This is a genomic window from Moorena sp. SIO1F2 (assembly GCF_010672755.1).
Lineage (GTDB): Bacteria > Cyanobacteriota > Cyanobacteriia > Cyanobacteriales > Coleofasciculaceae > Moorena.
This window is the reverse complement of the sequence record NZ_JAAHFV010000015.1, coordinates 1-26,745: the sequence shown is the minus strand read 5'-3', so window position 1 is coordinate 26,745 and position 26,745 is coordinate 1. Positions and strand designations below refer to the sequence as shown.

The 26,745-nt window shown below is 44.3% G+C and carries 27 protein-coding genes, 2 tRNA genes and 5 pseudogenes; 17 read left to right on the top strand and 17 right to left on the bottom strand.

What is annotated here, in order from left to right; translation table 11 throughout:
- Positions 1 to 133 precede the first annotated feature (133 nt).
- Together F6J94_RS03685 and F6J94_RS03680 are read right to left on the bottom strand one after the other, a co-directional pair.
- The gene (locus F6J94_RS03685) at positions 134 to 994 is read right to left on the bottom strand and encodes an ABC transporter ATP-binding protein (protein ID WP_293036955.1); all 861 of its coding nucleotides are present in this window, start codon (positions 992 to 994) and stop codon (positions 134 to 136) included.
- 240 nt (positions 995 to 1,234) lie between these two features.
- Positions 1,235 to 2,287, bottom strand: a complete 1,053-nt coding sequence (locus F6J94_RS03680; protein WP_293036951.1) for an ABC transporter substrate-binding protein — start codon at positions 2,285 to 2,287, stop codon at positions 1,235 to 1,237.
- A 1,357-nt stretch (positions 2,288 to 3,644) separates the two neighbouring features.
- Here F6J94_RS03680 and F6J94_RS03675 point away from each other — a divergent pair.
- Entirely contained in the window at positions 3,645 to 5,276 is a 1,632-nt protein-coding gene (locus F6J94_RS03675; protein ID WP_293036949.1) for an MBL fold metallo-hydrolase, read from the top strand.
- A gap of 79 nt (positions 5,277 to 5,355) precedes the next feature.
- On the opposite strand, the gene F6J94_RS03670 is transcribed toward F6J94_RS03675, so the two are convergent.
- Positions 5,356 to 5,667 (bottom strand): DUF6679 family protein, encoded by a 312-nt coding sequence (locus F6J94_RS03670; RefSeq protein ID WP_008182036.1) that lies wholly within the window; start codon positions 5,665 to 5,667, stop codon positions 5,356 to 5,358.
- 104 nt (positions 5,668 to 5,771) lie between these two features.
- Positions 5,772 to 6,059: a hypothetical protein gene (locus tag F6J94_RS03665; RefSeq protein WP_293036947.1), complete on the bottom strand. Its 288-nt coding sequence runs from the start codon at positions 6,057 to 6,059 to the stop codon at positions 5,772 to 5,774.
- Between the two features lie 1,781 nt (positions 6,060 to 7,840).
- Between F6J94_RS03665 and F6J94_RS03660 the strand changes: the two genes are divergently transcribed.
- The 3 genes from F6J94_RS03660 (at position 7,841) to fba (ending at position 10,476) form a co-directional block, all read left to right on the top strand.
- Positions 7,841 to 8,710: an aldose epimerase gene (locus F6J94_RS03660; RefSeq protein ID WP_293036945.1), complete on the top strand. Its 870-nt coding sequence runs from the start codon at positions 7,841 to 7,843 to the stop codon at positions 8,708 to 8,710.
- Positions 8,711 to 8,776: 66 nt separating this feature from the next.
- Positions 8,777 to 8,848 (top strand) — tRNA-Lys (locus F6J94_RS03655).
- A gap of 548 nt (positions 8,849 to 9,396) precedes the next feature.
- The gene (gene fba / locus F6J94_RS03650; RefSeq protein WP_070390956.1) at positions 9,397 to 10,476 is read left to right on the top strand and encodes a class II fructose-bisphosphate aldolase; all 1,080 of its coding nucleotides are present in this window, start codon (positions 9,397 to 9,399) and stop codon (positions 10,474 to 10,476) included.
- 136 nt (positions 10,477 to 10,612) lie between these two features.
- On the opposite strand, the gene F6J94_RS03645 is transcribed toward fba, so the two are convergent.
- Positions 10,613 to 10,927 carry a DUF3181 family protein gene (locus F6J94_RS03645; protein ID WP_071103773.1) on the bottom strand — a complete coding sequence of 105 codons (315 nt, stop codon included), beginning with the start codon at positions 10,925 to 10,927 and terminating at the stop codon, positions 10,613 to 10,615.
- Positions 10,928 to 11,164: 237 nt separating this feature from the next.
- Complete coding sequence (locus tag F6J94_RS03640; protein WP_293036943.1) at positions 11,165 to 11,443, bottom strand: 2TM domain-containing protein; 279 nt, start codon at positions 11,441 to 11,443, stop codon at positions 11,165 to 11,167.
- 92 nt (positions 11,444 to 11,535) lie between these two features.
- Here F6J94_RS03640 and moaB point away from each other — a divergent pair, with 92 nt between their 5' ends.
- Complete coding sequence (gene moaB, locus F6J94_RS03635) at positions 11,536 to 12,057, top strand: molybdenum cofactor biosynthesis protein B (protein WP_367142155.1); 522 nt, start codon at positions 11,536 to 11,538, stop codon at positions 12,055 to 12,057.
- 102 nt (positions 12,058 to 12,159) lie between these two features.
- On the opposite strand, the gene moaC is transcribed toward moaB, so the two are convergent.
- Positions 12,160 to 12,654 carry a cyclic pyranopterin monophosphate synthase MoaC gene (moaC, locus tag F6J94_RS03630; protein ID WP_293036939.1) on the bottom strand — a complete coding sequence of 165 codons (495 nt, stop codon included), beginning with the start codon at positions 12,652 to 12,654 and terminating at the stop codon, positions 12,160 to 12,162.
- A gap of 75 nt (positions 12,655 to 12,729) precedes the next feature.
- Here moaC and F6J94_RS03625 point away from each other — a divergent pair.
- A tRNA-Arg gene (locus tag F6J94_RS03625) sits at positions 12,730 to 12,803 on the top strand.
- Between the two features lie 9 nt (positions 12,804 to 12,812).
- Here F6J94_RS03625 and F6J94_RS03620 read toward each other — a convergent pair.
- The 3 genes and pseudogenes from F6J94_RS03620 to F6J94_RS03610 all read right to left on the bottom strand — a co-directional run bounded on the left by F6J94_RS03620 (position 12,813) and on the right by F6J94_RS03610 (position 14,807).
- Positions 12,813 to 14,081 carry an MFS transporter gene (locus F6J94_RS03620; protein WP_293036937.1) on the bottom strand — a complete coding sequence of 423 codons (1,269 nt, stop codon included), beginning with the start codon at positions 14,079 to 14,081 and terminating at the stop codon, positions 12,813 to 12,815.
- Positions 14,082 to 14,294: 213 nt separating this feature from the next.
- Positions 14,295 to 14,405: pseudogene (locus F6J94_RS03615) on the bottom strand (transposase); the annotation flags it as partial.
- Between the two features lie 189 nt (positions 14,406 to 14,594).
- On the bottom strand, positions 14,595 to 14,807 hold the full coding sequence (locus F6J94_RS03610; protein WP_293036935.1) for a hypothetical protein: 213 nt from the start codon (positions 14,805 to 14,807) through the stop codon (positions 14,595 to 14,597).
- Positions 14,808 to 15,030: 223 nt separating this feature from the next.
- Between F6J94_RS03610 and F6J94_RS03605 the strand changes: the two are divergent.
- Positions 15,031 to 15,771 (top strand): annotated as a pseudogene (locus F6J94_RS03605) (IS701 family transposase); the annotation flags it as partial.
- 18 nt (positions 15,772 to 15,789) lie between these two features.
- Here F6J94_RS03605 and F6J94_RS03600 read toward each other — a convergent pair.
- The 6 genes and pseudogenes from F6J94_RS03600 to F6J94_RS03575 form a co-directional block, all read right to left on the bottom strand.
- Entirely contained in the window at positions 15,790 to 16,050 is a 261-nt protein-coding gene (locus tag F6J94_RS03600) for a transposase (RefSeq protein WP_293036959.1), read from the bottom strand.
- On the bottom strand, positions 15,965 to 16,219 hold the full coding sequence (locus F6J94_RS03595) for a transposase (RefSeq protein WP_293036933.1): 255 nt from the start codon (positions 16,217 to 16,219) through the stop codon (positions 15,965 to 15,967). Before F6J94_RS03595 ends, F6J94_RS03600 begins: the two co-directional genes overlap by 86 nt.
- Positions 16,165 to 16,599: an IS5 family transposase gene (locus F6J94_RS03590; RefSeq protein ID WP_293036931.1), complete on the bottom strand. Its 435-nt coding sequence runs from the start codon at positions 16,597 to 16,599 to the stop codon at positions 16,165 to 16,167. The genes F6J94_RS03595 and F6J94_RS03590 overlap by 55 nt, the downstream gene beginning before the upstream one ends.
- 382 nt (positions 16,600 to 16,981) lie before the next feature.
- A pseudogene (locus tag F6J94_RS03585) lies at positions 16,982 to 17,371 on the bottom strand (ISAs1 family transposase); the annotation flags it as partial.
- Positions 17,372 to 17,487: 116 nt separating this feature from the next.
- The gene (locus F6J94_RS03580) at positions 17,488 to 17,985 is read right to left on the bottom strand and encodes an ISAs1 family transposase (protein ID WP_293036929.1); all 498 of its coding nucleotides are present in this window, start codon (positions 17,983 to 17,985) and stop codon (positions 17,488 to 17,490) included.
- A gap of 380 nt (positions 17,986 to 18,365) precedes the next feature.
- Positions 18,366 to 20,015, bottom strand: coding sequence for an IS1634 family transposase (locus F6J94_RS03575; RefSeq protein ID WP_293036927.1), 1,650 nt, complete (start codon positions 20,013 to 20,015; stop codon positions 18,366 to 18,368).
- A 138-nt stretch (positions 20,016 to 20,153) separates the two neighbouring features.
- On the opposite strand from F6J94_RS03575, the gene F6J94_RS03570 reads away from it, so the two are divergent.
- The 4 genes and pseudogenes from F6J94_RS03570 to F6J94_RS03555 all read left to right on the top strand — a co-directional run.
- Complete coding sequence (locus F6J94_RS03570; RefSeq protein WP_293036925.1) at positions 20,154 to 20,495, top strand: hypothetical protein; 342 nt, start codon at positions 20,154 to 20,156, stop codon at positions 20,493 to 20,495.
- 16 nt (positions 20,496 to 20,511) lie between these two features.
- Positions 20,512 to 21,552: pseudogene (locus tag F6J94_RS03565) on the top strand (IS630 family transposase).
- Between the two features lie 89 nt (positions 21,553 to 21,641).
- Positions 21,642 to 21,863, top strand: coding sequence for a hypothetical protein (locus F6J94_RS03560; RefSeq protein ID WP_293036923.1), 222 nt, complete (start codon positions 21,642 to 21,644; stop codon positions 21,861 to 21,863).
- Positions 21,864 to 22,007: 144 nt separating this feature from the next.
- A pseudogene (locus tag F6J94_RS03555) lies at positions 22,008 to 22,274 on the top strand (glycosyltransferase family 2 protein); the annotation flags it as partial.
- 461 nt (positions 22,275 to 22,735) lie between these two features.
- On the opposite strand, the gene F6J94_RS03550 reads toward F6J94_RS03555, so the two are convergent.
- Complete coding sequence (locus F6J94_RS03550) at positions 22,736 to 22,921, bottom strand: hypothetical protein (RefSeq protein ID WP_293036920.1); 186 nt, start codon at positions 22,919 to 22,921, stop codon at positions 22,736 to 22,738.
- 18 nt (positions 22,922 to 22,939) lie between these two features.
- Here F6J94_RS03550 and mraY point away from each other — a divergent pair, with 18 nt between their 5' ends.
- From mraY to F6J94_RS03525, 6 genes are all read left to right on the top strand, one after another.
- The gene (gene mraY / locus F6J94_RS03545) at positions 22,940 to 24,049 is read left to right on the top strand and encodes a phospho-N-acetylmuramoyl-pentapeptide-transferase (protein ID WP_293036918.1); all 1,110 of its coding nucleotides are present in this window, start codon (positions 22,940 to 22,942) and stop codon (positions 24,047 to 24,049) included.
- Positions 24,050 to 24,314: 265 nt separating this feature from the next.
- Entirely contained in the window at positions 24,315 to 24,506 is a 192-nt protein-coding gene (locus F6J94_RS03540) for a hypothetical protein (protein WP_293036916.1), read from the top strand.
- A 25-nt stretch (positions 24,507 to 24,531) separates the two neighbouring features.
- Entirely contained in the window at positions 24,532 to 24,804 is a 273-nt protein-coding gene (locus tag F6J94_RS03535; RefSeq protein ID WP_293036914.1) for a hypothetical protein, read from the top strand.
- A gap of 108 nt (positions 24,805 to 24,912) precedes the next feature.
- Positions 24,913 to 25,047: a transposase gene (locus tag F6J94_RS34120; RefSeq protein ID WP_367142156.1), complete on the top strand. Its 135-nt coding sequence runs from the start codon at positions 24,913 to 24,915 to the stop codon at positions 25,045 to 25,047.
- A 280-nt stretch (positions 25,048 to 25,327) separates the two neighbouring features.
- Complete coding sequence (locus F6J94_RS03530) at positions 25,328 to 25,483, top strand: hypothetical protein (protein ID WP_293036912.1); 156 nt, start codon at positions 25,328 to 25,330, stop codon at positions 25,481 to 25,483.
- 84 nt (positions 25,484 to 25,567) lie between these two features.
- Positions 25,568 to 26,377, top strand: a complete 810-nt coding sequence (locus tag F6J94_RS03525; protein ID WP_293023648.1) for a DUF4382 domain-containing protein — start codon at positions 25,568 to 25,570, stop codon at positions 26,375 to 26,377.
- Positions 26,378 to 26,745: the final 368 nt, after the last annotated feature.

Genomic DNA, 26,745 nt, shown 5'->3' with positions numbered 1-26,745 from the left:
TTCCCGGTGGATCGGTCCTCGAGACATCAGCAGCCGAAGCATCAACCGCTCCCTCGGTGAGCTCATCGGACGGGCCGCTCATGTACCCAGGTTGCCCGATTCAGCGCCGAGGAGCGACGAAACGACGTTCGAATCACCCGGCGCCGGAGATCGTATCGTTCACCGGATCATGCCGGAGCTCGGGAACCAGGCCGGCCGACTGCAGCCGCTTCAGGGCCGAGAACTCGGCCACATCGATCACGACGCCGTCGCCCGGCTCACGGTTCACGATGAACGTGACCACACAGTCGTCGCAGGTGTCGGTCTTTTGGCGGGAACACGTCCCGCAATCGATGGTCATACTCATGGTGCACAAACCTATTCGGGGTCTGTGACATCCAACGGGCAGCCGGGGTGCGCGGTGATTGGGTTGGACCCCGGGGCGAGTCTCGCAGCCGGGCCGACAATTGTGTTTCTTACTCCACAAATCAAGTAACTCCAGGTTCAGCTTAGTCCGGGTGATATCATCCAAGGCTCCAAAGGGCTCATCCATCAGCAATACCTTGGGAGAAGTAACAAGAGCTCTGGCAATAGAGACTCGCATTTTCATGCCACCGGAGAGTTGACGGGGATAGGATTGGGCAAAACTTTCCAGTCCAACTAATTGGAGCGCTTCTTTAATAGCATTATCAGCCACTTTTTTAGAGACCCCAGCCAATTTAAGAGGCAAACGAACATTTCCCATTACCGTTGCCCAAGGCATTAGTGCTGCTTCTTGGAAGACAAAAGCTATCTCCTTTTGGTGGGCGCGATCGCTCCATTCTATGTTTCCCGAACTCATAGTGCTTAGTCCAGCAATGATGCGTAGCAGGGTACTCTTGCCACATCCCGATGGTCCTACCAGACTGATGAATTCGGACTTATTGATGTTGAGATTTAGGTCTTTTAGCGCTACAGTACCATTGTCAAAAGTTTTGTTGACATGGGTAAGATAAATAGCTGGTTTTTGGTTCATTTATTGTCAGTTATTAGCAATAGACTTCTTGCAGAAGTCGGTAACAGGTAACAGCGGAAAAAAATTTATAAAAACAGTATCATAAAACTACTTTTGCAAGAGATATAATCAGTGATTAGCAATCCGTTAATATTTAAAATTATCAATCTGGCTTGGCAAGACTAGATATAAATTAATCTATAATAATAATATCTAATTAACTTGGATATTAACATGTATATAACTAATATATAATGTTAACTAATTTTTTGTATAAAAATCTACTCCTTTATTGACAAATTCCAAGGTGTAGGCTTGTTTGTAATCAGTCTTTGCATCAAGTACACCAACCGTAACTAACTCATTGAACAAACTTTCCCAACGTTCATCGGTCATTGCCCCAATGCCAAGTTTTTCGGCATCGCCAGAGATGATAATACCATAGTCTTTAAGCTTATCCAGACCATAGGCAATGAGGTCATCCTTCATCTCTGGATTATCTTTTTTGATCAGCTCATTGGCTGGTTCGGGATTCTCTAGATAGCTATACCATCCTTTGATTGATGCATCAACAAATCGCTGAACCAGATCGGGGTTAGTTTCAACGAGTTTCTTCGTGGTTTCAATGGTGAAAGTATAGGGATTATAACCAGCCTCTGCTAAGGATAATATATTGGGCTTAAAGCCTCCTTCTTTTTCTATAATGTATGGTTCAGAGGTCAAAATACCCTGTTGGGCTGAATTTTTATCTACTAAAAAAGGGCTAACATTGAAGTTGTAGGGGCGTTTCTGGTCATCTGTAAAACCGTATTTTGCCTTGAGTAGGGGCCAATAGGTTGTGATGGCTCCAGGAGCCATAAAAATTGGTTTACCTTTTAATTGTGCCAGAGAGTCATTGCCTACCCCTGGATGAGCCAATAGAATTCGTATTTCTTTTTGGAAGATACTTGCTACAGTAATTTTGGGAATACCTTGTTGCACTGCTCTAATAGCATCAACAGCCTGTCCCATACTTAAATCAACTACTCCCCCCAGTAATAATTGGGTGGGATTGCTCTGAGGACCTGTTGGTTGTATAATAACATCTAGGTCATAGTTTTGATAAATTCCAGTAGCGACAGCCTGATAAAAACCACCGTATTCTGCTTCAGCTTTCCACCCCAAAGCAAATTTTATTTTATCTAATTTACCTTTTTTTTCTGTAGTTAATGGTGTAGAGGTTTGATTAGTACAAGCTGCCAAAACACTACTACCAAGAGTTATCGAGCTAAGTTTAATGAATTGGCGACGCTTAATTTTATAGATTTCTTTCATACAAAAATTGAACCGGCTAGAGCAGTCATTGAGATGATCTGGTTGTGGTGGTTTTAAATGGTGCAGCTTTAGGCCAACTAGAACGCTCTGGTAGGGAAAAAGCTTGAGTTTGGTATAGGTTCGCGATTAGCAGCTTCTAAGATAGTGGGTAATTTACCTAAGTTACTACCGATAGCGATCGCATTAAGCTGCTACTCCCTAAGCTGTACTCACTAAGCTGTACTCACTAAGCTGGTACTTTGTACTTGCCATTTTTTATAAGCTCACTATCACTTTCGCGTTTAAACCCCAACAAACACACTGATAGAAATAATACCATACTCGCTCTAATTAATTAAATATAATCATATAGCAATATAAAAATATTACACTAGCCATATATTTTAAGCTAACACGCATCTAAATTGAATCTGTTCATCTTATGAAACAAACCATGAAACCCTCTCCCCACCTCCATTTCCCCATCTCCCCATCAGCCTCAACCCAAAAATTAAGTGCGTGACAGCTTAGGCAGGGGATTGAGGCAGGTTCTGGACGAAAGAGGGAGTTACAATGAACGTGACGCTTTTTTCTCACAGCCATGAGGAGTTATTAAGAAAATGGAAGTAAAACTGGTTTTAGTGGTACTAACAATTGCTTTTACTGCTTTGTGCCTGTTTTTTGGGACTAAGAACGGATTTTATGATTCAGACGATTATCACGGCAACGGCTCTGCACACTAAGCTTCCAGTATTTACTTTAGCTGTCAGCTGTTGAGCTTTCAACAAGCATTCATCGTGTAGTCTTGGAAAAACCCACGCATCTGGCATCACAGCAGAGGCTAAGGGCTAGAAGCTGACCAAAGAGCGTGGAATGTGAGGGGGCTAAGGGGGTTTTCCCAAGCCCCTGCTTTCTAGGCATGGGGAGTGTCAAAAAATTGAAATCCTCACTTAGAGGGACTTCACCAGTCCCTCCTTAGTTAACTTCCTACTGTGGTAATGTTTTTGGCAACCCTTATCCCCTATTGACTCTGACCTCGAAAGGAGGGAAACTAGGTGAGAATTCCCCACACCCACCCTAAAGGGTAGGGTTTAGGATTATCGTAGACTCCAGAGTGATCTCTAGGGTATATCCAGCATACAAACCCCTCTAAATTGGTACGGAGTGACAACTCTACCACGTTTGTTTTGACTGGGGAAGAATCCGTTGAATTTTCCGTTCAAGGAAGATACAGCCAACGGAAAAATAGTTTCACCTTATTTTCCGTTGGCGATCACCCATTCTGTCTGCCTCTTCCAAGGCTTAATCATTCACCCTTCCCTGATTAGTAAGACGTGGGTTAACGGAGCCGGATTAGCTAAAATCTAAGTTGAAGCTCATGAGCAATCAACGCCCAGTAGCATCCTCTGATCAGGATGACCGATTAACCTGCTTTCCTTACGGTGTTGGTCATGGTGCAGAAGGGGTTTGTTTGTTGGTGCAGATGGGACCACACCGCATTCTCCTTGATTGTGGATTAGAAGACATTTCCCCCCTACAGATCGATGGGATACCACCAGCCGATTTAGTCCTGTGTAGCCACGCTCACTCAGACCATACTCAGGGATTGCTGGCTCTTCACCAAACTTTTCCACAATTACCAATTTACGCCAGTGAGGTAACGACTCAACTATTACTACTCAACTGGCCGGAACTGCCTCCTGAAGATATTCCCCCATTTTGTCAAGCTCTGCCGTGGGCTACCCCTGTAGAATTCTGCGAGGGACTCACTGCTCAATTGTTCCCAGCTGGACACTTGCCAGGAGCAGCAGCATTTTTACTCACTTACACCACTCACCATCGAACTTACCGACTGCTTTACACCGGTGACTTTTTCCTGTCGAACTCGCGGCTGGTGGAGGGATTATCCCTTGAATCACTCAGGGGGACACAGCCGGATGTGGTAATTGTAGAAGGCAGTTATGGCACTGCTCGACATCCCCATCGGCGGCAACAAGAAAATCAACTAGTAGAGCGTATTGAGCAGGCAATTGCTACCAATAACTCAGTTCTGTTACCAGTGCCTACCTTAGGTCTAGGTCAAGAAATCCTCATGCTCCTGCGCTCTCATCACCACTTTACAGGACGCGACCTGGATATTTGGGTCAATGGAACCGTGGCTGCTGGTTGTAATGCTTACTTAGAACTGCTGTCTCACTTTCCCACCTCAGTACAAAATTTTGCCCGACATCAAGCCTTGTTTTGGGATGAGCGGGTACGTCCTCGGGTGCGGCGGTTAGATCCCCAGCAGCGAGATGCTATCGGTAAATCTCCCTGTATTATCCTCACTGACTTAAACATGGATTGGAGGGAGTACTGGCAGCAAGAGAACCCTTCTTGGGTTGTCCTGCAACCGGAACATCTTAAATCGTTGGATCCAATGGATGACTACGGATGGCTTAAGGTTGAAACTTATCTGCTGGCTCAACATGGGGATTGTCTGGGCACCACCCAGTTGATTCATAATCTTCGACCTCAACATGTGATTTTTGTTCACGGCTCCCCTACCTACCTAGGTGATCTTGCTGGTTTGGAAGAGTTACAAAATCGATATCACCTCCATACGCCAGCAGCAGGAACACTCGTAGAACTTCCCATTGGTGATACCTTTATCAGACCAGCTCTACCAACGGAAACGAACTATGAAGGAGAGTTGAATGAATTAGATACACTTGTCTATATCACTCTTTCAAGAGCGATCGCAACGGATCCCCGTTGGCAAAATTTCGCTGATACTGGTTTAGTAGAAGCCCGCTGGCAAGGAGAAGAACTGGTCTTGCGGGGATTGTCACAACGAGAACTACTCAAACAAGGGGGTAAAGCCAAGATACCAATTAATATTGAGTGTTGTGGTAATTGTCTATACCAAAGAGGCCAGCGCTGCTGGAATCCAGCCTCAGCTCTCTATGGTTTTAAAGTAACACTGGAGGGGTACTGTCCAGTTTTTGAACGGATAGAACCCCTTGAGTAACGAATAGTTAAGGGAAAATTGCTAGCTAGTTGTGAGTTATCAATTTTCTCTTAACAGTTGTCCATTAACAATGAACAATCTAGTCCTGATTTAAGTCTTGGGAGCGGGGGTGAATTTGTTCAGCCTCCGGACAATCATCAGAGACTATCGGATCAACATTACCTCGGAAAACAGAAGCTAGCTTGTGACTCACAGAGCCTATGCTTTCCAAGCGGACCATTTCTTCCCAGGAACTGATCTCATCCTCTTCGTCTGTTTCATAACGAATTGTGACTAAATCTCCCTCGATATCAACAATGCGGGCGTGTTCAATCCAACGTTGCTGATCCCGCAAGAAAACGCAGACCTCACGACCATCGCAGCAGAGTTGATAAATCTTGCGGTGTAGCATATTCGGCTTCTCCTGTTGCAGATAACTCTTCGTTTTACTGGTGAAGTAAGCGGTTGCTTGAACTCTCCCCGGTTTAAAAACACGGGGATTCTAAGCTGATGTTGCTACGCGGCTTGAAACCGCGCTTGGCGCGCTTTCCAATGGCGAATAAGATTCGCCTTGGGTCGCGCCTCTTCGCAACGCTTACGATATGACCTGGATAGAGACTCCAATCCATATCGTTGCGGCACGTTCAAAGATGCCCTACTGACCTTGGCTAGGTTGATTTCTAGCTGTGTCGCTACTTTTAGTAACGGGATAAATCCCGATACGCTCCACGCCCACCCTGGCGAGCAATCCCTCGCCAGGGTGGCTAACTCTCGCTCGTGGCTTTTCTGTTTCTTTAGAAACAACTTTCTTTTGACATACTTCCCACGAATATAATTGGCGGGATTCTCTCCATCATTGTGATGATGAGATACAATGGAAGGTTATAATAAACCTGAACCACCAGAGTAGGAATACTCCAGATCCTTTGTTTGTTGGCTCTGGCGACTAAAATACCATTTACTTGAGTAGTCGAGCCGCCATCAGCCGCAAAAATAAATTCCAAGAATTTAAAGGATTAGCAATAATTGTAGCTCACTCCTCGTATCCCCAGCCCTAAAGGGTAGGGGTTGGCTTGAAATCATTTTTGGTTAACTTAACATGGAATCAAGCGGGTTTGTCTATTCCTTGTTAAAGATTAAAATAGCTTAATAGTCTTTTATGTTCATTGCTTGAGAGTAAGGCATGCATTAGAAGCGAGCTTGAGTTTGAGTTGATCAACGCTGCTCATGTCATTGATTACTTTTTTTATACATTGTTTTTATGCATTGTCTTGATGCAGATCGCGAGTTGGGGAAACCCCCTCAGGTCGGCGCTACATCCCTTAATTCAGTAACCTACAGAGCCCTAACCCATTTCTCCTGCTTGCCAGCAATGGTGCTGTAGTCTTTAAGAGATGGTTTTTGGGGGTATGGTTACTCTATAGTTATTTGTAAACTTAGATTCCACTAGCATTCCTATCCAGAGAATGGAGTAAGAATTTCAAAAATACCCCAAGTTGAAACATAGGGGATTATGAGCGGATGTTGCTCAAGCGGTTAAAAACCGGCTACTAGCAACGTTCACAGTAGGATTTGACTCATACTGCTGTGGTGGTTTAAACACACTAGAAACGACCTCAGCTCAAAAAGAGCTGTGCCGTTACCTTTAGTCTTGTTACCTGTTAGGTTTCTCACCGACTTGGCTATTTATAGGATACAACAGGATAAATCCTACTGCTTATTAACATCGGCCTGGATAAAGCCTTCTGATCCAAGAAGCCAACATTTTGGTAGGTGTCTAGAGGTTTGAAATACCAATCATTGTGACATAGTGACAGATCCTAAACTTATTCTTTAGAATTAGTTTAGGCTTGGCCTTTGGCCACGCTCCGCGAACGCAACCAATCCGGCTATTGCTGAGGAGGCGTTGCGCTTTAAGAACGGACTGCCGAGAGACGAAACCTTAGATAGGGTCGCCTTTATGGTTAGTCGGCTATGCATAAAAGGGTTAAAACTTTTTGATTAAGGCGACCCTATCTTACGGTAACTTCAAACCCTGCCGCTCTGTTTTCTTGGTCTTTTTTTTAAGACTGTTGTGCTGACTTGCCCAGCATTTAAGGCCGTAGGCCACGCTACGCGAACGGCTTTGTTTATCAGTACATATATTATAGCAATTCCATGCATAACCTGTGCAAAATGCATCCCACACTCATAGCGAAGCACTGAGATGTGGGGCTTGTTTTGCTGTAAGCAAACAAACCAGCATTCTCGGCTTTGCTTGCTAGTAAATAGAATATAACATTTTTAAAAAGACCCTGTGCAAAATTCATCCCACAAGAAAGCGCGAACGCGCACCCGTGGCCATTCCCGTAGCTTGGCCCCCATAGGGTGCCAAGGGTCGCCGATTTGGGGATTCTTTTGCCGAAAGCTAATCCCTGTAATTGCTTGGCACTAAGCATGAATTTTGAAAAAAAAACTGCCAATCTGCCAACCTGCCATCGGTCGCAGTCAGAGTCACTCAAAAATAGGCTCTTGCTGTGACCAAAAGTGCTTAGGCACTCAATAGACTGATCAATCTGATTTTAAATCGTAAGGGAGAAAAGCCAGTGTTTGAGATCCTACGGAGTCAAGACCAATACGAAACTTACATTCTCACTGACCACAATGCCCAGTCTCGATTAGAAGTGGTTCCTGAACGGGGTGGCATTGTCACTCGGTGGAATATCCAAGGTCAGGAGATTTTTTATCTTGATGCTGAACGTTTTAAAGATCCCAATCTGAGTGTACGGGGTGGCATTCCCATCCTCTTCCCCATCTGTGGAAACTTAGTTAATGATACTTATACATACCTTGGCCAAGACTATACTCTAAAACAACACGGCTTTGCCCGTAATTTGCCTTGGGAGGTGACTGATAGTGCAACGAATGACATGGCAGTGTTGACTCTCACCCTCAAGAGTAATGATCAAACTCGCTCTGTCTATCCCTTTGACTTCGAAGTTACCTTTACCTATCGATTAAAGGGCAACACCCTAGACATTGATCAGCGCTATACTAATCATTCCGCTGAACCGATGCCCTTTTCCACAGGTTTCCATCCCTACTTCTTGACGTCTGACAAAACTAAACTCGAGTTTGATATTCCTGCATCGGAGTATCAGGAGAAGCAAACTCAAGCAGTACATCCTTTCACTGGCAATTTTGATTTTAGCTGTGATGAAATTGATGTAGCGTTTGGGCAACTTAGTGATAAGAGTGCCAGTGTTACTGATCCCGAAAGGGGATTAGCGATCGCATTGACCTACACTGATGTTTTCTCGACGTTGGTCTTTTGGACAGTTCAAGGCAAGGACTTTTATTGCCTTGAACCTTGGAGTGCTCCCCGTAACGCTCTTAACACTGGGAAAAATTTAACTCACTTAGCTCCCGGAGAGAGTAGTGAGGCATCGGTGAGGCTAACGGCGAAATTTTTCTAAATTTCCCTAGACATTTCCTTATCAATGTGATATTCTTAGTAAAGGTATGTTTCAAAAAAGCTTACCGGGTCGCTAACTCAATGGTAGAGTACTCGGCTTTTAACCGATTAGTTCCGGGTTCGAGTCCCGGGCGACCCATTTTTAGCTAACTGTTAGTTAGCAGCATATGTCTATTGATACAAATTCTAGGTATGAGGCTAATGGTATGAGGCACTAGGTAGGTGTTAGGTACTAGGTAACTATGAGGTACTAGGTACAACAGGCACACTTGACCACCTCTGTTGTTTAAGAGGGATACTTCCTGGGCTGGTCAGAACCCGCTCGCGCCAACGAACCTTAATTTATTGATCCAATCAGAAAGGTAACGAACTCTTCTCAAAACTCTTAGCAAAACTACCTATACTTTACTGTTTATCCAGATTTTCCCCAGGGGTACTTGGGGATTATTTTATAGATTTGGTAAGTTTTGTCCAGTTTTATAGACTCAGCTTTGTCTAGATGATCTAATCAAGAAATTTGAATAAAAGCTGCAAAATATCTTAAGATTATCTAAAGAATTAACCTTGTCTAGAAGCAACTAGATTGACATGTCTGGACTGGCGATTCTGTTCACGAGTCACTAGGGAGTGTCAGACGTGAGGCTTCTCGCCGGAATAGCTAACAAACAAAGTTAGGAGGAATATAATATGGCACTTGTACCCATGCGGCTACTGTTGGATCACGCAGCTGAGAACGGCTACGGGATTCCAGCATACAACGTTAACAACATGGAACAAATCCTGTCTATCATGCAGGCTGCTGAAGAAGCGGATAGTCCGGTAATCTTACAAGCTTCTCGTGGTGCCCGCAAATATGCAGGTGAGAACTTCCTCCGCCATCTGGTCACAGCAGCGGTGGAATCCTACCCTCATATTCCCATTGCCATGCACCAAGACCATGGCAATAGCCCAGCCACCTGCTATTCGGCAATTCGTAACGGCTTCACCAGTGTGATGATGGATGGCTCCTTGGAAGCTGATGCTAAGACTCCAGCCAGCTTCGATTACAACGTCAGTGTTACTGCCGAAGTAGTAAAAGTTGCCCATGCTATCGGTGTTAGTGTTGAAGGGGAACTGGGTTGCCTAGGTTCACTCGAAACCGGTAAAGGTGACAAAGAAGATGGTCACGGATTTGAAGGAACTCTGAGTCGCGACCAACTATTGACCGACCCCGACGAAGCAGTTGAATTTGTTGAGCGCACCCAAGTTGATGCTCTAGCTGTAGCTATTGGTACTAGCCACGGTGCTTACAAGTTCACCCGCAAGCCGACTGGAGAAATTCTTGCCATTAGTCGCATTGAAGAAATTCATAAGCGTTTGCCTAACACTCACTTGGTGATGCACGGTTCTTCCTCTGTGCCTCAAGAGTGGCTTGACATGATCAACCAGTACGGTGGTTCTATTCCTGAAACCTATGGTGTACCCCTTGAAGAAATTCAAAAGGGTATTAAGAGCGGTGTTCGTAAGGTTAACATCGACACAGACAACCGCTTGGCTATCACTGCTGCTATCCGGGAAGCTGCTGCCAAAGATCCTTCTAACTTTGACCCCCGTCACTTCCTCAAGCCTTCTATCAAGTATATGAAGCAGGTTTGCTTGAAGCGTTACGAAGCCTTTGGTACTGCTGGTAATGCTAGCAAGATCAAGCAAGCGACTATCGATGTTTTTGCAACTAAGTATGCCAACGGTGAGTTAAGTGCTGTGGCGAAAAAGGCTGTAACTGCCTAGTTTCTAACGCTTCACAGGAAAACCTTTGCTGTTTTGGTGAACCAAAAACAAGCAGAATTATTTGGGTAGCTGTTAAAGTTACCCAATTTTTTGTTATTAGTGATTAGTTATTAGAAAATTTGCTATTTTAAGACACCTACAGCTGTCTTTGATACTCTTCGAGAATATCGATTAGATCCATCTGACACTGCATGGGTAGCAAATCTGCTAGGGGAACTTGCCGTTTACCACCACCTAGCTTGACCTGAATGCTTTGCAGGATTGGCATCATCTGGTCTTCTGTGATTGTATTAGTGTTATCGATTAGTAGGGGATAAAATTGTTCAGCCAAAGTGGTATGTAGATGGGCATCCCTAAGGTAGAGATGCCATTTGGCTACATCAATATATACCTTGTCGCCAATTTCAGCAGCGAGAGTTTCAATTGCTTCTGTAGAAGTTGGATTAGCCATGGTAATTAGCTGTTTCTAATTAATTACATGTTGGGATATCTAAGGTATAACTAAAGTTGATGGTTGAAAGTTGAAAGTTGAAAGTTTAACTAAAGTTTATTTGCTGGCTTTCTGTTAACCGTCAACAGTTAACCGTCAACAGTTAACCGTCAACAGTTAACCGTCAACAGTTAACCGTCAACAGTTAAGCGCCAACAGTCAAGAAAAAATCAATTACTACAATTATCTTGGGTGATTTCATCCTTGAGGGGATTCGGTTGGAGGTTCTTGAGTAGGCAGGGGGGTATAGTTTGCGATCGCAAATATATAAACCCCATGCCCTACTAAAATCAATCCCCACAGACAAGTAAACCAGTATGCCCAAGTCCATTGAGCATACTGTATAGTTCTGAAGAACCACATTCCGGAATTACAAGCAGCAAAAATTGCCACATGTACAGCAAAGTTCATGCGGTCATCTAGACGACGGTAGGCTGGATCACGTCGATCAGGTTTACGAGGCCAACGAGGAGGCATAGATATTTGTCAGTTTTGAGTTATTTAGGGGCTTGATCTGATACCGACCCTAGTCAGTTAATTTAATTTTAGAACCTAATGTTGGATTGAACATGATCCGAACCAAACAGTTTGTTCCTTTAAATATTGCAGTCATGACGGTGTCCGATTCCCGTAACGAAGCCACGGATAAGTCGGGTAAGCTGCTGGTTGAGAGTTTAACCCAGGCGGGGCATCACTTAGCGGAAAAGGTTATTGTTCCAGACAACATCTACAAAATCCGTGAGGTGGTTTCCCGATGGATTGCTGATGAATCCGTACAGGTGGTGTTGACTACAGGAGGAACTGGTGTTACAGGTCGAGATGGTACACCAGAAGCGATTCAACCCCTGCTGGATAAGGAAATCCAGGGCTTTGGTGAAATTTTCCGCATGATTTCCTACCAAGAGATTAAGACTTCTACTATCCAATCTCGTGCCCTGGCTGGTGTGGCTAACGGAACATACATCTTTTGTCTGCCAGGATCTTCTGGAGCTTGTCGGACAGGTTGGGAGCAGATTATCAAAGACCAGCTCGATTTGGGCAATTCCCCCTGTAATCTCGTGGAACTGATGCCACGTTTGCGAGAAACCTAATCTTAGCCATAGATTTCCTGTTGAAAGGGTAATGGGTAACTAAGTGCCTGAGTGGATCAGTGCTAAGTGCTGACCCAACTTAACTTGAGATCATTCCTTAACTTAGCAATCGCCTGAGATTTCGTAATCGCCGGATTTCCCTCCGGTCTTACTCAACAGGCGAATCGATTCAATCGCGATAGACTTTTCCAACGCTTTGGCCATATCGTAAAGGGTCAAAGCCGCAACAGAAACTGCTGTTAGTGCTTCCATTTCGACACCAGTTTCAGCTTTAGTAGTCACAGATGCCTGAATCTGATATCCCGGTAGTTGGGGGTCAGGTTCGACTTGAACTTCGATCTTGTGTAGGGGCAAGGGATGACACAGAGGAATCAGTTGAGAAGTTTGCTTTGCTGCCATAATCCCAGCCAGCCTAGCAGTTCCTAAGACATCACCCTTGGGGGCATTACCAGATTGGATGGTGTTGAAGGTTGCGGTTTTCATCCTTACCTGAGCAGCGGCTACTGCCTGACGTTTGGTAAGCGCTTTGCCAGAAACATCGACCATCTGAGCTTGACCTTGACTATCGAGATGGGATAGCGAGCGATTGATTTCCACAAGAGTATTGCAAAATTTTTGATCTATGTGTTATGATAAGTAACTGTTGACCCACAGAAAAGTGGCAGCAGTTAAGGGCTTGTAGCTCAGTGGACTAGAGCACGTGGCTACGGACCACGGTGTCGGGGGTTCGAATCCCTCCTAGCCCGTTTACTAAGCTAAGGCATTCTAGTGTCTATAGCATATAAATCCCGTTCACGACCGATGGAGAATCTGAGGGAACGGGATAAATTTTTGTTGGACTGGGTCATAAAGATAATCAGTGCCAAAAATGCTATACCAGCACCACAGGAGAAAATTCCTTGATATCCTAACAGGTCGGCGAAATAACCAAAGATCGGCCCAGCTAGGCCAATCCCTAAATCAAAGCCACTAATGCAGACAGCGAATACCTGACCCCGTTCGTCAGCAGAGGAGCGGTCAGCCATCAAAGCAGTCATCATCGGTATGAATAGTCCAGTGCCGGCTCCTTCTAATAAAGCAGCTAGTAAAAATCTGACTCCCGTTTCAGCCTGGGAAATCATCAACATTGAGATGATATAGCAAACCACACTAGCGGTGATAAAAACTCCTCGTCCATACCGATCAGATGCCTGACCAGTTAATGCACGAATCATAAAACTAGCGATCGCAGCAGCTGTGAAAAACAATCCTGGATTGAGATTAATACCAGTCTCTCGAATAAACAGAGAGACAAAGCTAACTTTTGTTCCAAATACTATACCGAACAACAGCATTACCAAAGCTGGAATTCCAAGAGGAGGGCTGGTTAACAACTGCCATAGTTTGACCCATAGCTGCCAAATCGAGTTTAACCAATATCGATGTCTTCCCTGCTCAGGTGTAGGATACCTGATTTGTTCACGAATCTGACTGCCGAACAGCACACCCAGCCCACCTAGAGCTGCAGACACTAAGAATAAAACACTGTAGCTAGCCTCTTGTTGTAGAAAACCCCCCAGGGCTGGTCCGAGACCTAAACCAATCGGTGTTGCCAAACTCATGTAACCAATTAACTCACCCCGCTTGTCAACAGGGGACAAATCGGTTACTAGAGCCATATAACCGATGGTAAACGCCGCAATACTGATGCCATGAAACACTCGAACCAGCATCAACAGACTAATCGACTGGGTAAATAGATAGCCCAAAGGCGCTAGAGCTACAGCGCTAGTACCAATAATTACTACCAGCTTGCGACCGCGCAGGTCTGCCATACGCCCCAGTGGGTTTCTAAACAGCAACAGACCAATGGCAAAGCAACCCATTACTAGCCCCACCTGTTGCTTGGTTCCACCCACGTCTTGAATATATTGCGGCAGGGTTGGCAACAAAGACGATAGGCTTGACCAAAATAGTAGACCAACAGTAAATAAAATCAGCAAACTTTGACGTTGCTGCCCTTCCAGGGTCTGAAAAACTTTCACGCGCTCTATAATCCTGACCAAACTGGCACTTGAGATAGTTAGATCACATCCGATTGAATAATCATCATAGTCCTTATGGGGTAATCAGTATTTGCCCTTTGGCTGATGGGTAATTGTCAATTACCCATCAGCCAAAGGGCTAACATCCAACAATCCAGGAACTATTTGGGAAGTGATTAACCGGACTTAATATTACTTCTCTAGGGCATGTCGTCAGTTAAGCCAGATGACAGAAGCGGCGAGATGAATGGCTCCCAAAAAATTACGAGCAGTTTTATCATAGCGAGTTGCTATTGCCCTGTATTGCTTAAGTTTCTGAAAAAAGTTTNCCGTTCCCACTGGTCCGAGACGCAAAGCATAGCGGCGTATCATGATAGCACAGCTCCTGATTGACTAAACTCTCTACAGCTACCGATTCTAAACTAAATTGATACCTATTTGATGACACGCCCTAGGGCTTGACCGAGAACACAGACCTCGATTACCTCTTCCAACTCACCTGCTCAGTGGTGATCAACTACGACTAACACCTGACTTACCGGCACTGGCAGCCAGGATTTCCATTACTGAGTTATTGTCCATCCCAGCTCGGTAACGCTTCATCTTCAGACTCTGTTTGGAGGGTACCTGCTTGAGTAAACTAACACTTAAACGTCGCAACAATCCCAGGTTCTGTGCCGCATATCCGCATAGGTATCCGACTAGCATCTTCGCCAAAGGTGACATCAAGCACCCAATGCAGACTGTTCTCAATACTCCAATGGGAGCGAATCACCGACAGGACTTACGCAACTGGCACAGTGGATAGCTTAATATAGTACTAAAGTACTATATTAAGCTACGTCTGTGATCAGCCCTTTTTCAGATTAGTAATAGTAATTAATGGTCGTTCGTTTTTTAATTTTTATGATAAAATTAGAGGAGGGTGCTTTAAAAAATTCAGTTAGTGATGAAATTTACTAAACTTAACTATTGTCAATACTTATTAAGTAGCCACCTCAATTATACTCTCACCAATTTAGCCGAACATTTAGAGCAGATTAGCCATGTTCAAATTAACCGTTATCTAAAAAATGAGAAGTTGACCCCACGCTTACTGTGGGATAATGTCAAAGACTTAATTGAAATAAATGAGCAAGCCTATCTAGTTTTTGATGACACAGTAATTGATAAACGATACTCTATAAAAATAGAGATAAGTAAACGACAATATAGTGGTAATTCCCATGGTATAATCCAAGGAATTGGATTAATAAATTGTATATATGTCAATCACGAAACCAAAAAGTTTTGGGTAGTAGACTATCGTATTTATGACCCAGAACGGGATGGTAAGACAAAAATAGAACATGTTTTGGATATGCTCCAAAACCTTGTCTATTCTAAGGATTTGCCATTTAGAACTGTATTGATGGACAGTTGGTATGCCACAAATAAAATAATGTTATATATCGAAGGTTTGAGAAAATATTATTATTGTCCTCTCAAACGGAATCGACTTGTGGATGATACTGGCAATCAATAAGATTATCAAAGAATTGAATCATTAGTTTGGGATGAGAAAGAATTAAACTCCGGGAAACTAGTAAAAATTCAAAAATTTCCCGGCTCCAAAAAAGTGAAACTTTTCCGGGTAAGTGTCTCCACCGACAAAACGGATTTTATCGCTACAAACGATTTATCTCAGAGCTGATTCCTAAAGTAAAGATTAAGAGGCTAATCGACGAATCATCAATCGAATTAGAGACCCATAAATCATTGCCTCACTATTCTCGACATGCATCTCGTAATCTTTGCTCAGACGGCGATACCGATTTAACCATCCAAAAGTTCTCTCAACCACCCAACGTTTGGGTAAAATCTCAAAAGTGTCAGTAAGACGTTTAATGACCTCGACACCCGCCCCACAGAGTTGCCGAACAACCCGTGCAAAGTTCTGACCCGAATATCCTCCATCTACCCAAACTATTTCTGTCTGAGAAAGTTCTTCTGAGTTTTCGCGCTCTTACTGTAGCTGCTCCCAAACGTTCTGGGGCATTGCCTTCAGTCACTAACACCCCAATCATTAGACCTTGAGAATCTACTACCAAATGGCGTTTACGACCTTTGACTTTCTTGCCGCCATCGTACCCGTACACCTCCCCCTTTTTTCCGTCGTTTCTACCGACTGTGAGTCTGCGATCGCTACTGTTGATTTTTCAAATCGTCCCAACTTTTCTCGGAGTTGGTGTCGTAGTGTGTCATGGATTTTCGGCCCATATCCTAGGCGTTCCCATTTCTGGAAATATTTGTATACTGTCCCGTGATGGGGGAAATCGTGGGGCAACATTTCCCACTGACAACCAGTGCGCTGTACATAGAAGACTCCATTGAGAATTTCTCTGAGGTCTACGGTTCTAGGTCTTCCAAATCCTTGGGGAAGCGGTAACAACGGTTTAATAATTTCCCACTCTCGGTCACTGAGATCGCTAGGGTAAAGTCGGCGGTGTGGTTTGGCAACTTCTGGAAGACGACTCATCAAACTTTTCTTCTCTAGAGTTAGCAATATTGAGGTGAGTGTGCTGAGCTTACTTCCTTTTGCTCGCTGTCCAGTTTTCCTTTATTTTCTCTTTAGGAATCAGCTCTCAGAATTCTACGGACGTTGTACAAAAAGAGTGTAAGGTTCGATGGAAGGTTGAGGAGTTTCATCGAGAATTAAAACAATTGACTGGTATTGAATCATGTCAATGTCGCAAGGGTCGTATTCAAAGAAACCATATTGCTTGTGCTATTTTAGTTTGGCTCAGACTCAAAAATTTAGCTTATAAAAGTGGTCAAACAATTTATCAAATTAAGCATGGACTCTTTTCGAATTACTTAATTAACCAACTAAAACGTCCCGACATTACTATGTCTATAGTTTAGTTATTACACTCTCGCCGTGCTCTAGCCCCACCATTAGTTGTGCCAGTTGCGTAAGTCCTGACCGAGTTGTGTCGCTGGGCATCGCCTTCCAGGCTGCTAATGTAAAACCGCACTTCAAACCTGGTTTTGTTCCATAACTTCTGGGTACTCTTGACCATGACAACCGTCTCTAAGCCCGCCCATTGACCTTGCCGAGGCAGTGGTGGTAATTGACTCACGGGCACGACCCAAACTTGGCGAGTTTCTATGCGATGATGTCCACTGTCTATGGTTTCATCGTAGCTGTACTCAATCCCCTGCCAGTTGTGGGCTTGTGCTTGCTCGAACCAAGCCTCTACTTGTTGGCTGAGCTGACCCTGGTTGCCTTTGAGTGCCAAGACATAGTCGCCTTCTGCCTGCTTGAAATGCCTACGCTATGGCGATTTGGGTGCCCATGGCATCAAGGGTGACTACCGCCCCCTTGAGGTTCAGCAATTGCAGCAGGAGCGGCACTGCTGTGATTTCATTGGATTTGCTCTCCACTTTTTGCGCTCGCTAAAACCAGCCCATGTTCACTGCTCCAGGCACTCACACTCTGTAACGCCTTCAGTTGACCAGCTCGGTCATAGGAGCCTTTGGTGGTCTTGCCATCGATATGAATCAACTTCAGGGCTAATTTCTCAGTAATACAGCTGACCCAACTCAAGAAACTCGTCTCGAGCTCCTGGGGGTCTAGCAGACCAAACACCCGACCAAAGGTATCGTGTGACGGAATCCCATTGGGCAACTCTAAAAACGTCTCCAGCCACACTTGCTTAGCTTTACCGTAGGTTTCGATGGCCACAAACCCATCGGCACCGGAGAGCACCGCCAAAATGGCAATCGTGATCATGGCCACCAAGGAATGTTTCTGGGTTCGCTCCACTCGGGGATCTCGCAAGTGCTGAAAATGCTTCAGAACACTGTTTTTCAAGATTAACGCTTCACGCTCCTGCTGAGCCTTCACAAAGCCTTTTGCCATAATGACTGACTAGAGAATGCAAATCTTGGCAAATCCAACGGTTAACCGCAACATCCGCTCTGGGACAACCTTGAACACTGACTCGCTATCATACCTATACTCCCTGTAGTTTGTCAAGTACGATTTATACCAAATTAGATGCGATTACCCTGGGCTTGATAGTTGTTTAGCACCCTACCTGCTACACCATATAGTAGACAATATTTTCCCTTACCCTTGGTCTGGTCTCTATGTTCAACCTCGTCATTTGAGGCTTAAACAAACGTTTTGGTCTATCAATAGAGGTCCTCTAAAACCTCATGCTGCCTTAAAGTCCTCTCATTGCCCAGCTATTGCTGTTCTTGACGAAGGGATTGCTAACCCCACATTCCGCAGGTTGGTCAGACCAGTAAATAATATTTTTGGCAGGGAGCACCAAGAAACTGAAGAATCCTTTGATGCTCCTGGGTTAAGTTGACAATTTGCTCTAATTCCCCCAGGATGACCAAATGAATCGACTGAAAGCACTGAAATACCCAGCGCATTGTCGGGGTAGCTGTGGGCTTACCTAATTGGTTATTAACGGTTTGCTTAGCCCTGGCAAGAGCTTGGCGTAAGGCTCTTTGTGCCAAAGTATAGACCAACAAACACAGTCCCATCACCATCGCCAAGGCAGCTACCCGCTCAGGAGTCTTGAGGAAAACACTGCTGGTGAAGAACATCGGGTCTTTGAGAAAACGGAAACCTCTTTCAGTACATTGTTGTTTTTTGTACTCACAGAGTATATTGTCTTCAGACAGGGACTCAGACTCTAGAACATTGGTAGCCAGAACAAAGCGTCCAGCCCTTCTACGAGCTTTGGCAACCACTTCCTGATTTAAGGTTAAGCTGCCTTGAAGACGATAGTGTATGCCATCAGGAACTTGACCTTTTCGTGGTCGTCCAGGCTGATTGTAGTAAGGGAGTGGCACAACTTCTATCTGAGTGAGGCGATGATAGCGCAGTTGTTTGTTCCAATCTTCTGCTGCTGCCATGGCATCAGGAGCACAGGCAAAGTTTCGGTGTTCTAAGTGCTTGAGCTGATGAAGAGCTTTCTGATGATGCTGTTGAATTTTTTGTTCGAGCTGCAACAGGTCAGCTTCTTTTCTGGCTTCACTTTCGACAACGAGCCATCGCTGTTTGATCTCACCATAGGTGCTACAGACACAAGCCCAATGGTATCGTGTTAATTGAGCCGGATTGAAGGCTTCTTCAGACAACTGCTCCATTAACTGTTGAGCTGCTTTGAGAGTTGCGGGGACTCGGCTGAGCCATTGCAGATCGGTCAATGACTGAATGTTTTCCTCTCCATAGAGGGCAGCATCAGCCACAAACAAAGCTTCACATTGCCATTGCTCCCGGAATTGTCTGATCAGTTCGGCGAAAATGGCTTGGTCTGATTCATTACCATTTGCTACTCGTAGATATAGTGGCACATCTCCATCTCCACTACACATCAAATCCACCATGAATTGCTTGAGGTCTGGTCTATGATCTCTCGAGTAACCATGAGTAATGGCGTTCGCGAAGCGGTTCCTAAGGAACATCGCTGCTGGTTCTTGTGAAAGGGGTAAGTCTTTCCTCAGATAAGCTCCATGAACGTGAAAGGAACTCGAATCCAGGTGCAGACTGTCACTGTTTACCCCAAACTTAAAAGCAGCTTTTAGGGCTACTTTGATAAATAGAGGGGTCAGTCCCGCTTCATAGAGTTGTTCCAATACTCTTCCTAGACGGTCATCGTTGAGATGCTGTGGTTCAATTCCCTCTCCCAGAAGATGTTCGGTGGCTTTGCCCACAAAGAATTTTTCAAACAAGTACAGGGGAGCGCTCACTAAGCCCAACCCATTGAGAATCATCGCTTTGACTGCTACTCCGGCACTGACAATTTCTTGGGGGTGGCTTCCGAGTTCTTGGTTAATTTGTTCCACTAGTCCCATCTGGTCAATTATTCCAGCCACTATGCCGCAGTGGTCAAGATCTTGTACTCTAATTGAAGATGCTATTGGTTTCATGGTTTAAAAATACCATAGCTCTCCCCTCCAACCTGCGGAATGTAGGCTAACCAATTACAAAGCAAAATTAACGGGAAAACTGTAATTACTTTTCCCGATTTTACCGACGAGTCAGCCCCAGACTTGAATTGGTCAATCGTGAAACAAATTCAAGCCAAAGCGGAAGGCAAAAAAATCATTGCATTACTAGGCATACAATCCCAGCGCAAAGGAGTTCTGACACTTTTAGAAGTTGCTCAGCAGATGGTGAAACAAGACTATGTTTTTGTCTTCGCTGGTCAGTTATCCAAACAGAGCTACACTTTCCAGGAGCAAGCAAGACTCCAGACTCTTCTTAATCTAAAATTACCTAACTGCTTTTTTTATTTTAAGCGTATTCCTGATGAAGCAAAATTCAACGCTTTAGTTAGTACTTGCCATATACTTGATCAGGCCATAGACTTAGCTTTTTTCAAAGGTTATACTGAACACAACCGTTGAATCCGTTGTGAAGCACTTGATTAACTTAACCTTTACCCCCAGCGATATTGAAGCCCTACACTATGAACGCTTCCATCACCCCCATCCACGAGTGCAACGGAAAATGGAAGCGGTATATCTCAAAAGTCAGGGCCTGCGCCATTGGCAAATCGCTCAATTGCTTCGGATCAGTGAACCGACTTTGGTGAAGTATTTGCGTGAATATCAAGCGGGTGGGATTGAGCAACTCAAACACTTGAAGTTCTACCGCCCCCAAAGTGAATTGAAGCAGCATCAGAAGACCCTCGAAGCGCACTTTTGGGAACATCCGCCCCTTACCCTGGCCCAAGCAGCCGCTCAAATTAAGGAATTGACTGGGATTGAACGCAGTCGCGAGCAAGTGCGTAAGTTTCTTTTGTCTATGGGTATGAGTTGTTGCCGAGTTGGAGTTGTGCCAGCCAAAGCTGACCCCCCTAGGACTTGAGGCATTTAAAAAAAAGAACTTGAGCCTCGTAATGAGGAAGCCAAAGCAGGGAAACGAGCCGTTTTCAAAGTGGATGCAGCCCACTTTGTTTTGGGAGCCTATCTGGGATGGGTCTGGTGCTTTGAGCGAAAGTTTGTCAAATCAGCGGTCTTTCGGCAACGGTTCAACGTGCTCGGTGCCCTCAACGCCATCACCCATGAATTAATTACCGTGACCAATGAGGCATACATCAATGCTCATAGCGAAAGTGAACTGCTCTCACAATTAGCTGCTCTCAACTTAACGGTCCCGATTACCTTAGTACTCGACAATGCCCGATATCAGAAATGTGCCCTTGTTTTTGAACGAGCCCAATCCCTCAAGATTGAATTACTCTATCTTCGACCCTATTCACCCAATCTAAATCTAATCGAGCGATTGTGGTTCTTTGTGAAGAAGCAATGTTTATACTCAATTTACTACCCTGATTTTGGAGCCTTCAAAGCCGCCATATCTGTGTGTTTGGAGCAATGTCATACAACTCATCAGGAAACTCTTAATTCTCTGTTGACTTTACGATTCCAGTCCTTTGAAAAAGTAAAAGCTATGACCTGACGAAGTATATCTTATTTACTGCCTATAATAACTTCCCCCACAGTAGTAATATCCTGACTAAAGCAGCAGTCTTTGAAAAACCTGTGATTGTGAGCAGCAAGTTTTGTATGGCAGAGAGAGTGCGCAAATTTAAATTGGGTTTAACTATCAATGAAGGGGATGTGCTGCAATGTATTTATACTATAGGTCGGCTCTGTAGTCAACTGGATAACTATAACCAAGAAGTGCAACCGGATTTTCATGGTTATAGACGTCTTCATTCTACTGATAAGCTCCTAGAGAAACTTCAGCGTATTTTAACTAGTATTTAGCAAGTCGCTAACGAAAAATAATAGTTTTTATATTATAGCGTTTATCCTAGCTATGAGGTACATATAATTTTTCGCTATTCCCTGTTCCATAAAAACCAAAACTTTGTACCTCACCCAATTAATAAATGTTCTATTTAGATAGATATTAAAACTCCAGTTGCCTTCATAATCTTCAAACAACCAGATACTACTGAGAGAGTATTTGAAGTAATTCGCCAAGCCAAACCTCCCAAACTGTTAGTAATTGAAGAAGGAATTATTCTTGAAGATGATTGTCTTCCCCATTCCGATTTTTTCCCATTTTGTGAAAATCTGTTACAGCGATATCGATACGATGAGCGAGTCATGATGGTTAGTGGGACTAACTTTCTAGGTAAATGGAAGTCTGATCGTCAGAGTTATCATTTCTCATAAGTCATGGTTACGATAGTGTATTTTTTCCTTGAGAAGTAAAAAAAAAATAGCAGTTTTGTAAGCTTTATTTAATTAAAAATAATTCAAATCCAGAGTATTATTTTAAATTTATTAAAAATAATACTCTGGATTTTTACTTAACAAATGTGTTATTTAATGGGAATACAATGTCGTATCACTACTTATTTATCACTATCCTTTCGCCTACACCTCTAGACGAGGGATCACAACCTTTGAAAGAAATTTCTCTAAACACCAGTTGCAAGTCATTGTCAGCCGGTTAAGCCAACGACAACAAGATTGTCTATTTTTGAATTAAACCTGTGATTATCAGAGTGCAGTTGCGCCATGGTTAACCCAGCTGTTGGTAAGCATATGCGCTGGGGGAACAGCGGTCAGGGATCAGCCGTCAGCCATTCCTGTAGCGCATATGCTGATAGCTGATAGCTGATAACTCCCTAGACCTTGGTAGTGATCCGGTCATCCTGTGATCCGGTCATGGCTTGATCATCTCGTAAATTGTAAAAAATCAGTCCTACCGTGAGCGATCGCATACCTTTGATGTTAGGATTTGACTCGTAACCGTAAATTATACGGATATAAGCAAAGATACAGGGAATTGTATCTTTGTGAGGAGTGTTCAACAAAGGAATAAGAGGCTTGTGGTAGATTCTAAACGATTGTCTGGGCAGTTGTTCAACTTAACGGGAACTAAACTCCTATATATTCTATCAATCGGCTTAACTCTGGGTGCATTAATTTTGGATGGGACAGCAGCTCGGTCCCTGATCGCAGGTAACTCCATCACCATACCCCTGTTGATCTGTGCTCTGGTCACTACTGGCATTGGATATCGAGCAGTCCCCTTTCTACAAGCACTCAAAATGGGTCAGATTATCCGTCAAGAGGGACCCCAATCCCATTTACAGAAAGCGGGTACCCCCACCATGGGTGGCATATTTTTTGTGCCGGTAGCGGTGGTGATTGCCCTGGTGTGGTCAGGATTATTCCTCCAACAGCAGGATTTTACCCCAGTCCTAGCGGTATCCCTAGCCACCCTTGGCTATCTGTTCATCGGCTGGGTGGACGATTGGCAAGTAGTCCAACGTCGCTCTAATAAAGGGATGTCCCCGAGAATGAAACTGGCCTTACAAATTGTGGTCAGTTTACTGTTTTGTCTATGGTTAGCACAAACCCAGCCAGCCAGTATCACTAACATCACCCTACCCTTGGGGATCGTCTTACCCTTGGGATTGTTGTTTTGGCCGGTGGGTATATTTGTGCTATTAGCAGAAAGTAATGCTACTAATCTTACCGATGGAGTGGATGGACTGGCAGCAGGAACCTGTGCGATCGCATTTTTAGGACTGGCTGCCCTGATTGCTCCGACCTCCCCTGGTTTAATGGTCTTCTGTGCTTGTATGAGTGGCAGTTGCCTCGGTTTTATTGCCCACAACCGCAATCCCGCCAAAGTCTTCATGGGGGATACCGGTTCTCTAGCCCTAGGAGGAGCACTTGCAGCGGTAGGACTTTTGACTGGGAACCTCTGGAGTTTATTTATAATTAGTGGTATTTTCTTCGTAGAAGCAGTTTCAGTGATTGCTCAAGTTAGTTACTATAAATCCACCAAAGATGCCAATGGGGTGGGTAAGCGTTTATTAAAAATGTCACCGTTCCACAATCATCTGGAACTTTCTGGCTGGTCAGAGACCCAGATAGTGGCGGTATTTTATTTAGTTAATGGGCTTCTAGTGTTGTTGTGTTTGGCTTGAATTGTGATTGGGTCTTTGTCCAGCCTTGCCTTGGGAGGCTAGGGGGGCAAAATCATACCATCCTTAAGCAAGGCCGACTGACATTTTTGCTGATTGTCTTGATGTAGTCGCTCATCGGGAGGGGCGGCATCAAGACACTATTTTTGCAACGGGTCTACTGATTCATCCTTCATTCTTATGCGCCCTTATCCAGTCATTCTATTAGGAGACAGAGAATTTCACAGTATCAAACTGGCTAAGTGGCTAGACCAGAGGAAAGTAGACTTTGCTTTGCGTCCCTATTAAGGGCACTTGTATTCAAGATGATGACACCGTTTATCGAGCGCTGAAAAACTTAGGAATTAAACCAGGAATGTCTCGGTTTTATAAAAACATTTCTTGCACAAAAGCCCATCAGCTTGGTAATTTTAATTTAGCAGTTTATTGGAAGCGCACCTCTCGAAAATACGAAAGTTAATGAGCGACGTTTACTTGCTATTGTTTTGCTCATTTATATCGCTTATACCCAGGCAACTTTACAGGTAAAATATTTACAAAATCTCGAAGTTAGTGAGTATATTTGTCGTCCTACTGAACCGGAACGTTCAACGGCTCGACATAGTTATTTTTGGATTGGATTGTACGCTCCAGATTCGGTTCAATCTCTCAATAACTGGTCAGATTTAGCTTTTATTCTGATGCATATCCAACCTCACAAACGGCTCAATTTTAAGGGAGGACTTAACGCTATATCCGTTATCCAGAGTGCTTTGTAACCTTGTTGTCACCCCTTGATCCTCAAGTCATAAAAGTCATCAGAGGTGCGCTTTCCTTGATGGCGAGGGATTGCTCGCCATCAAGGAAAGCGCACCTTTAAGAGCTAAATAAAAAGACTGGTTAGAAATGGGATTGTATTTATTTTTTCGCCAACTTATAGTCCAGAACTTAATCTAATAGAGGGGGAGTGGCATCAACTTAAAATTCCTCAAATCTCTGGTCGAATGTTTGAGGATGAATAGGATCTAGCTTTAGGCGTTAAAGAAGGTATAAAAAAACGAATTTGCCAAGTAGGTTATCAGCTTCAACAGTGGACAATATCTGGAAATGTAGATAGTAAAAATGAACAAATTTTTAAGGTTTAATTAAGCCCACCTACTTAGGTGCGACCCGTGATGGCGAGCAATCCCTTGACCGTAGGTCACGCTACGCGAACGCCATCACGGAAAGCGCACCTTATTTTTTTTTAAGAAACCTCAGCAATTTGTCTTAAAACCATCAGCTAAATTATTGAAAATAGTGATGTATCCCGGGCGCGGGGGTGTGGGTCGAGAGGGGGGAGTGTGGGAAGTTTGGGAAGTTTGGGGAGATAGGAAAGTGTGGGCAGATGGGGCAGTGTGCAGTGGGCAGATGGGGGAGAGGGGCATTGTAAATTACCCCAAAACTGAGTTTTATTAAGTTTTGTATACTAATTAAGGTAGAAGCGAAGGTAGAAGCGATCGCAAAATCATGATCACAAAGGTGCAAATATGGGTAAATATAATGGTTATAGCTGTAATTTGCCTCTCAGGCTGTAGTGATGGTAAACCAAAGAGCGAGACTAAGCCTACAGCAGGGAATGGCAAGCTGCAATTTCGGGCTAACGGTGAAGACTTTGTCCGACAGGGCTTTATTTCCAAAGACAGTTGGCAAATATCTTTCGATCGGGTTTACATCAACCTAGCGGACGTGACCGCTTACCAAGCTAACCCTCCCTATAACCCCGATAAAGTAAAGGAAATCTCAGTCGAAGAGAAAATTATCCTCCCCAATCCCAAAACCATCGATTTAGCGGAAGGGGGAGAGGATGCCGAGCCAATTCTGATTGCTGAGATAGCTGATGCACCAACTGGTCATTACAATGCTCTTTCCTGGAAAATAGTCAAAGCCAACACTGGTCCAGCAATGGGTCAAACCCTAGTGATGGGTGGTAAAGCCAGTAAGCAGGGACAAACCATTGATTTTGTGATCAAACTTGACCAAGAGATTGAATACCGCTGTGGTGAATTTGTCGGTGATCAGCGCAAAGGGATTCTAGCCAAGGATGGGGAAGCGGACATAGAAGCTACCTTCCACTTCGATCACATTTTTGGCGATAGTGATGTGACGGCTAATGACCCCCTCAACACTGGTGCGATCGGATTTGAGCCATTAGCTGCACTCGCTAAGAACGGCAAACTAGAGGTGACAATGGCTCAGCTTAAATCAGGACTCCCAGCTGGAACCTATCAGCAGCTTACTCAAGAGATTCTTCCTAACCTAGGTCATGTGGGTGAAGGTCACTGTAAATCTACTCCAATTTCCAGGTCATGACGTACCCAACACCCTTACTCCAAACCCCGGAGCCTTATCACCTAGAGTGCTGATCCAGATAAGGAAAAATCGAGAGGTAGTGCTTTAAAAATCAAACCTGATCAGCTCTGACCCATCTAATTTGCATACTTAAGAAGAGGGGGAGAGTGGGAGCTCATAAGGGTAGGTTTTTTACAAAGGGGCGAGTAGGTACTTTGATTACGTATAAATTCCTCAAAATATGTATCAAAATACACACTAGTTTCCGGGATAATTCTCCCCATTTCCCGCTCTTCCCCTCCTGGGAGGGGTTAGGGGTGGGTTCCGATTCCCGTTCCCCTCCTGGGAGGGGTTAGGGGTGGGTTCCGATTCCCGTTCCCCTCCTGGGA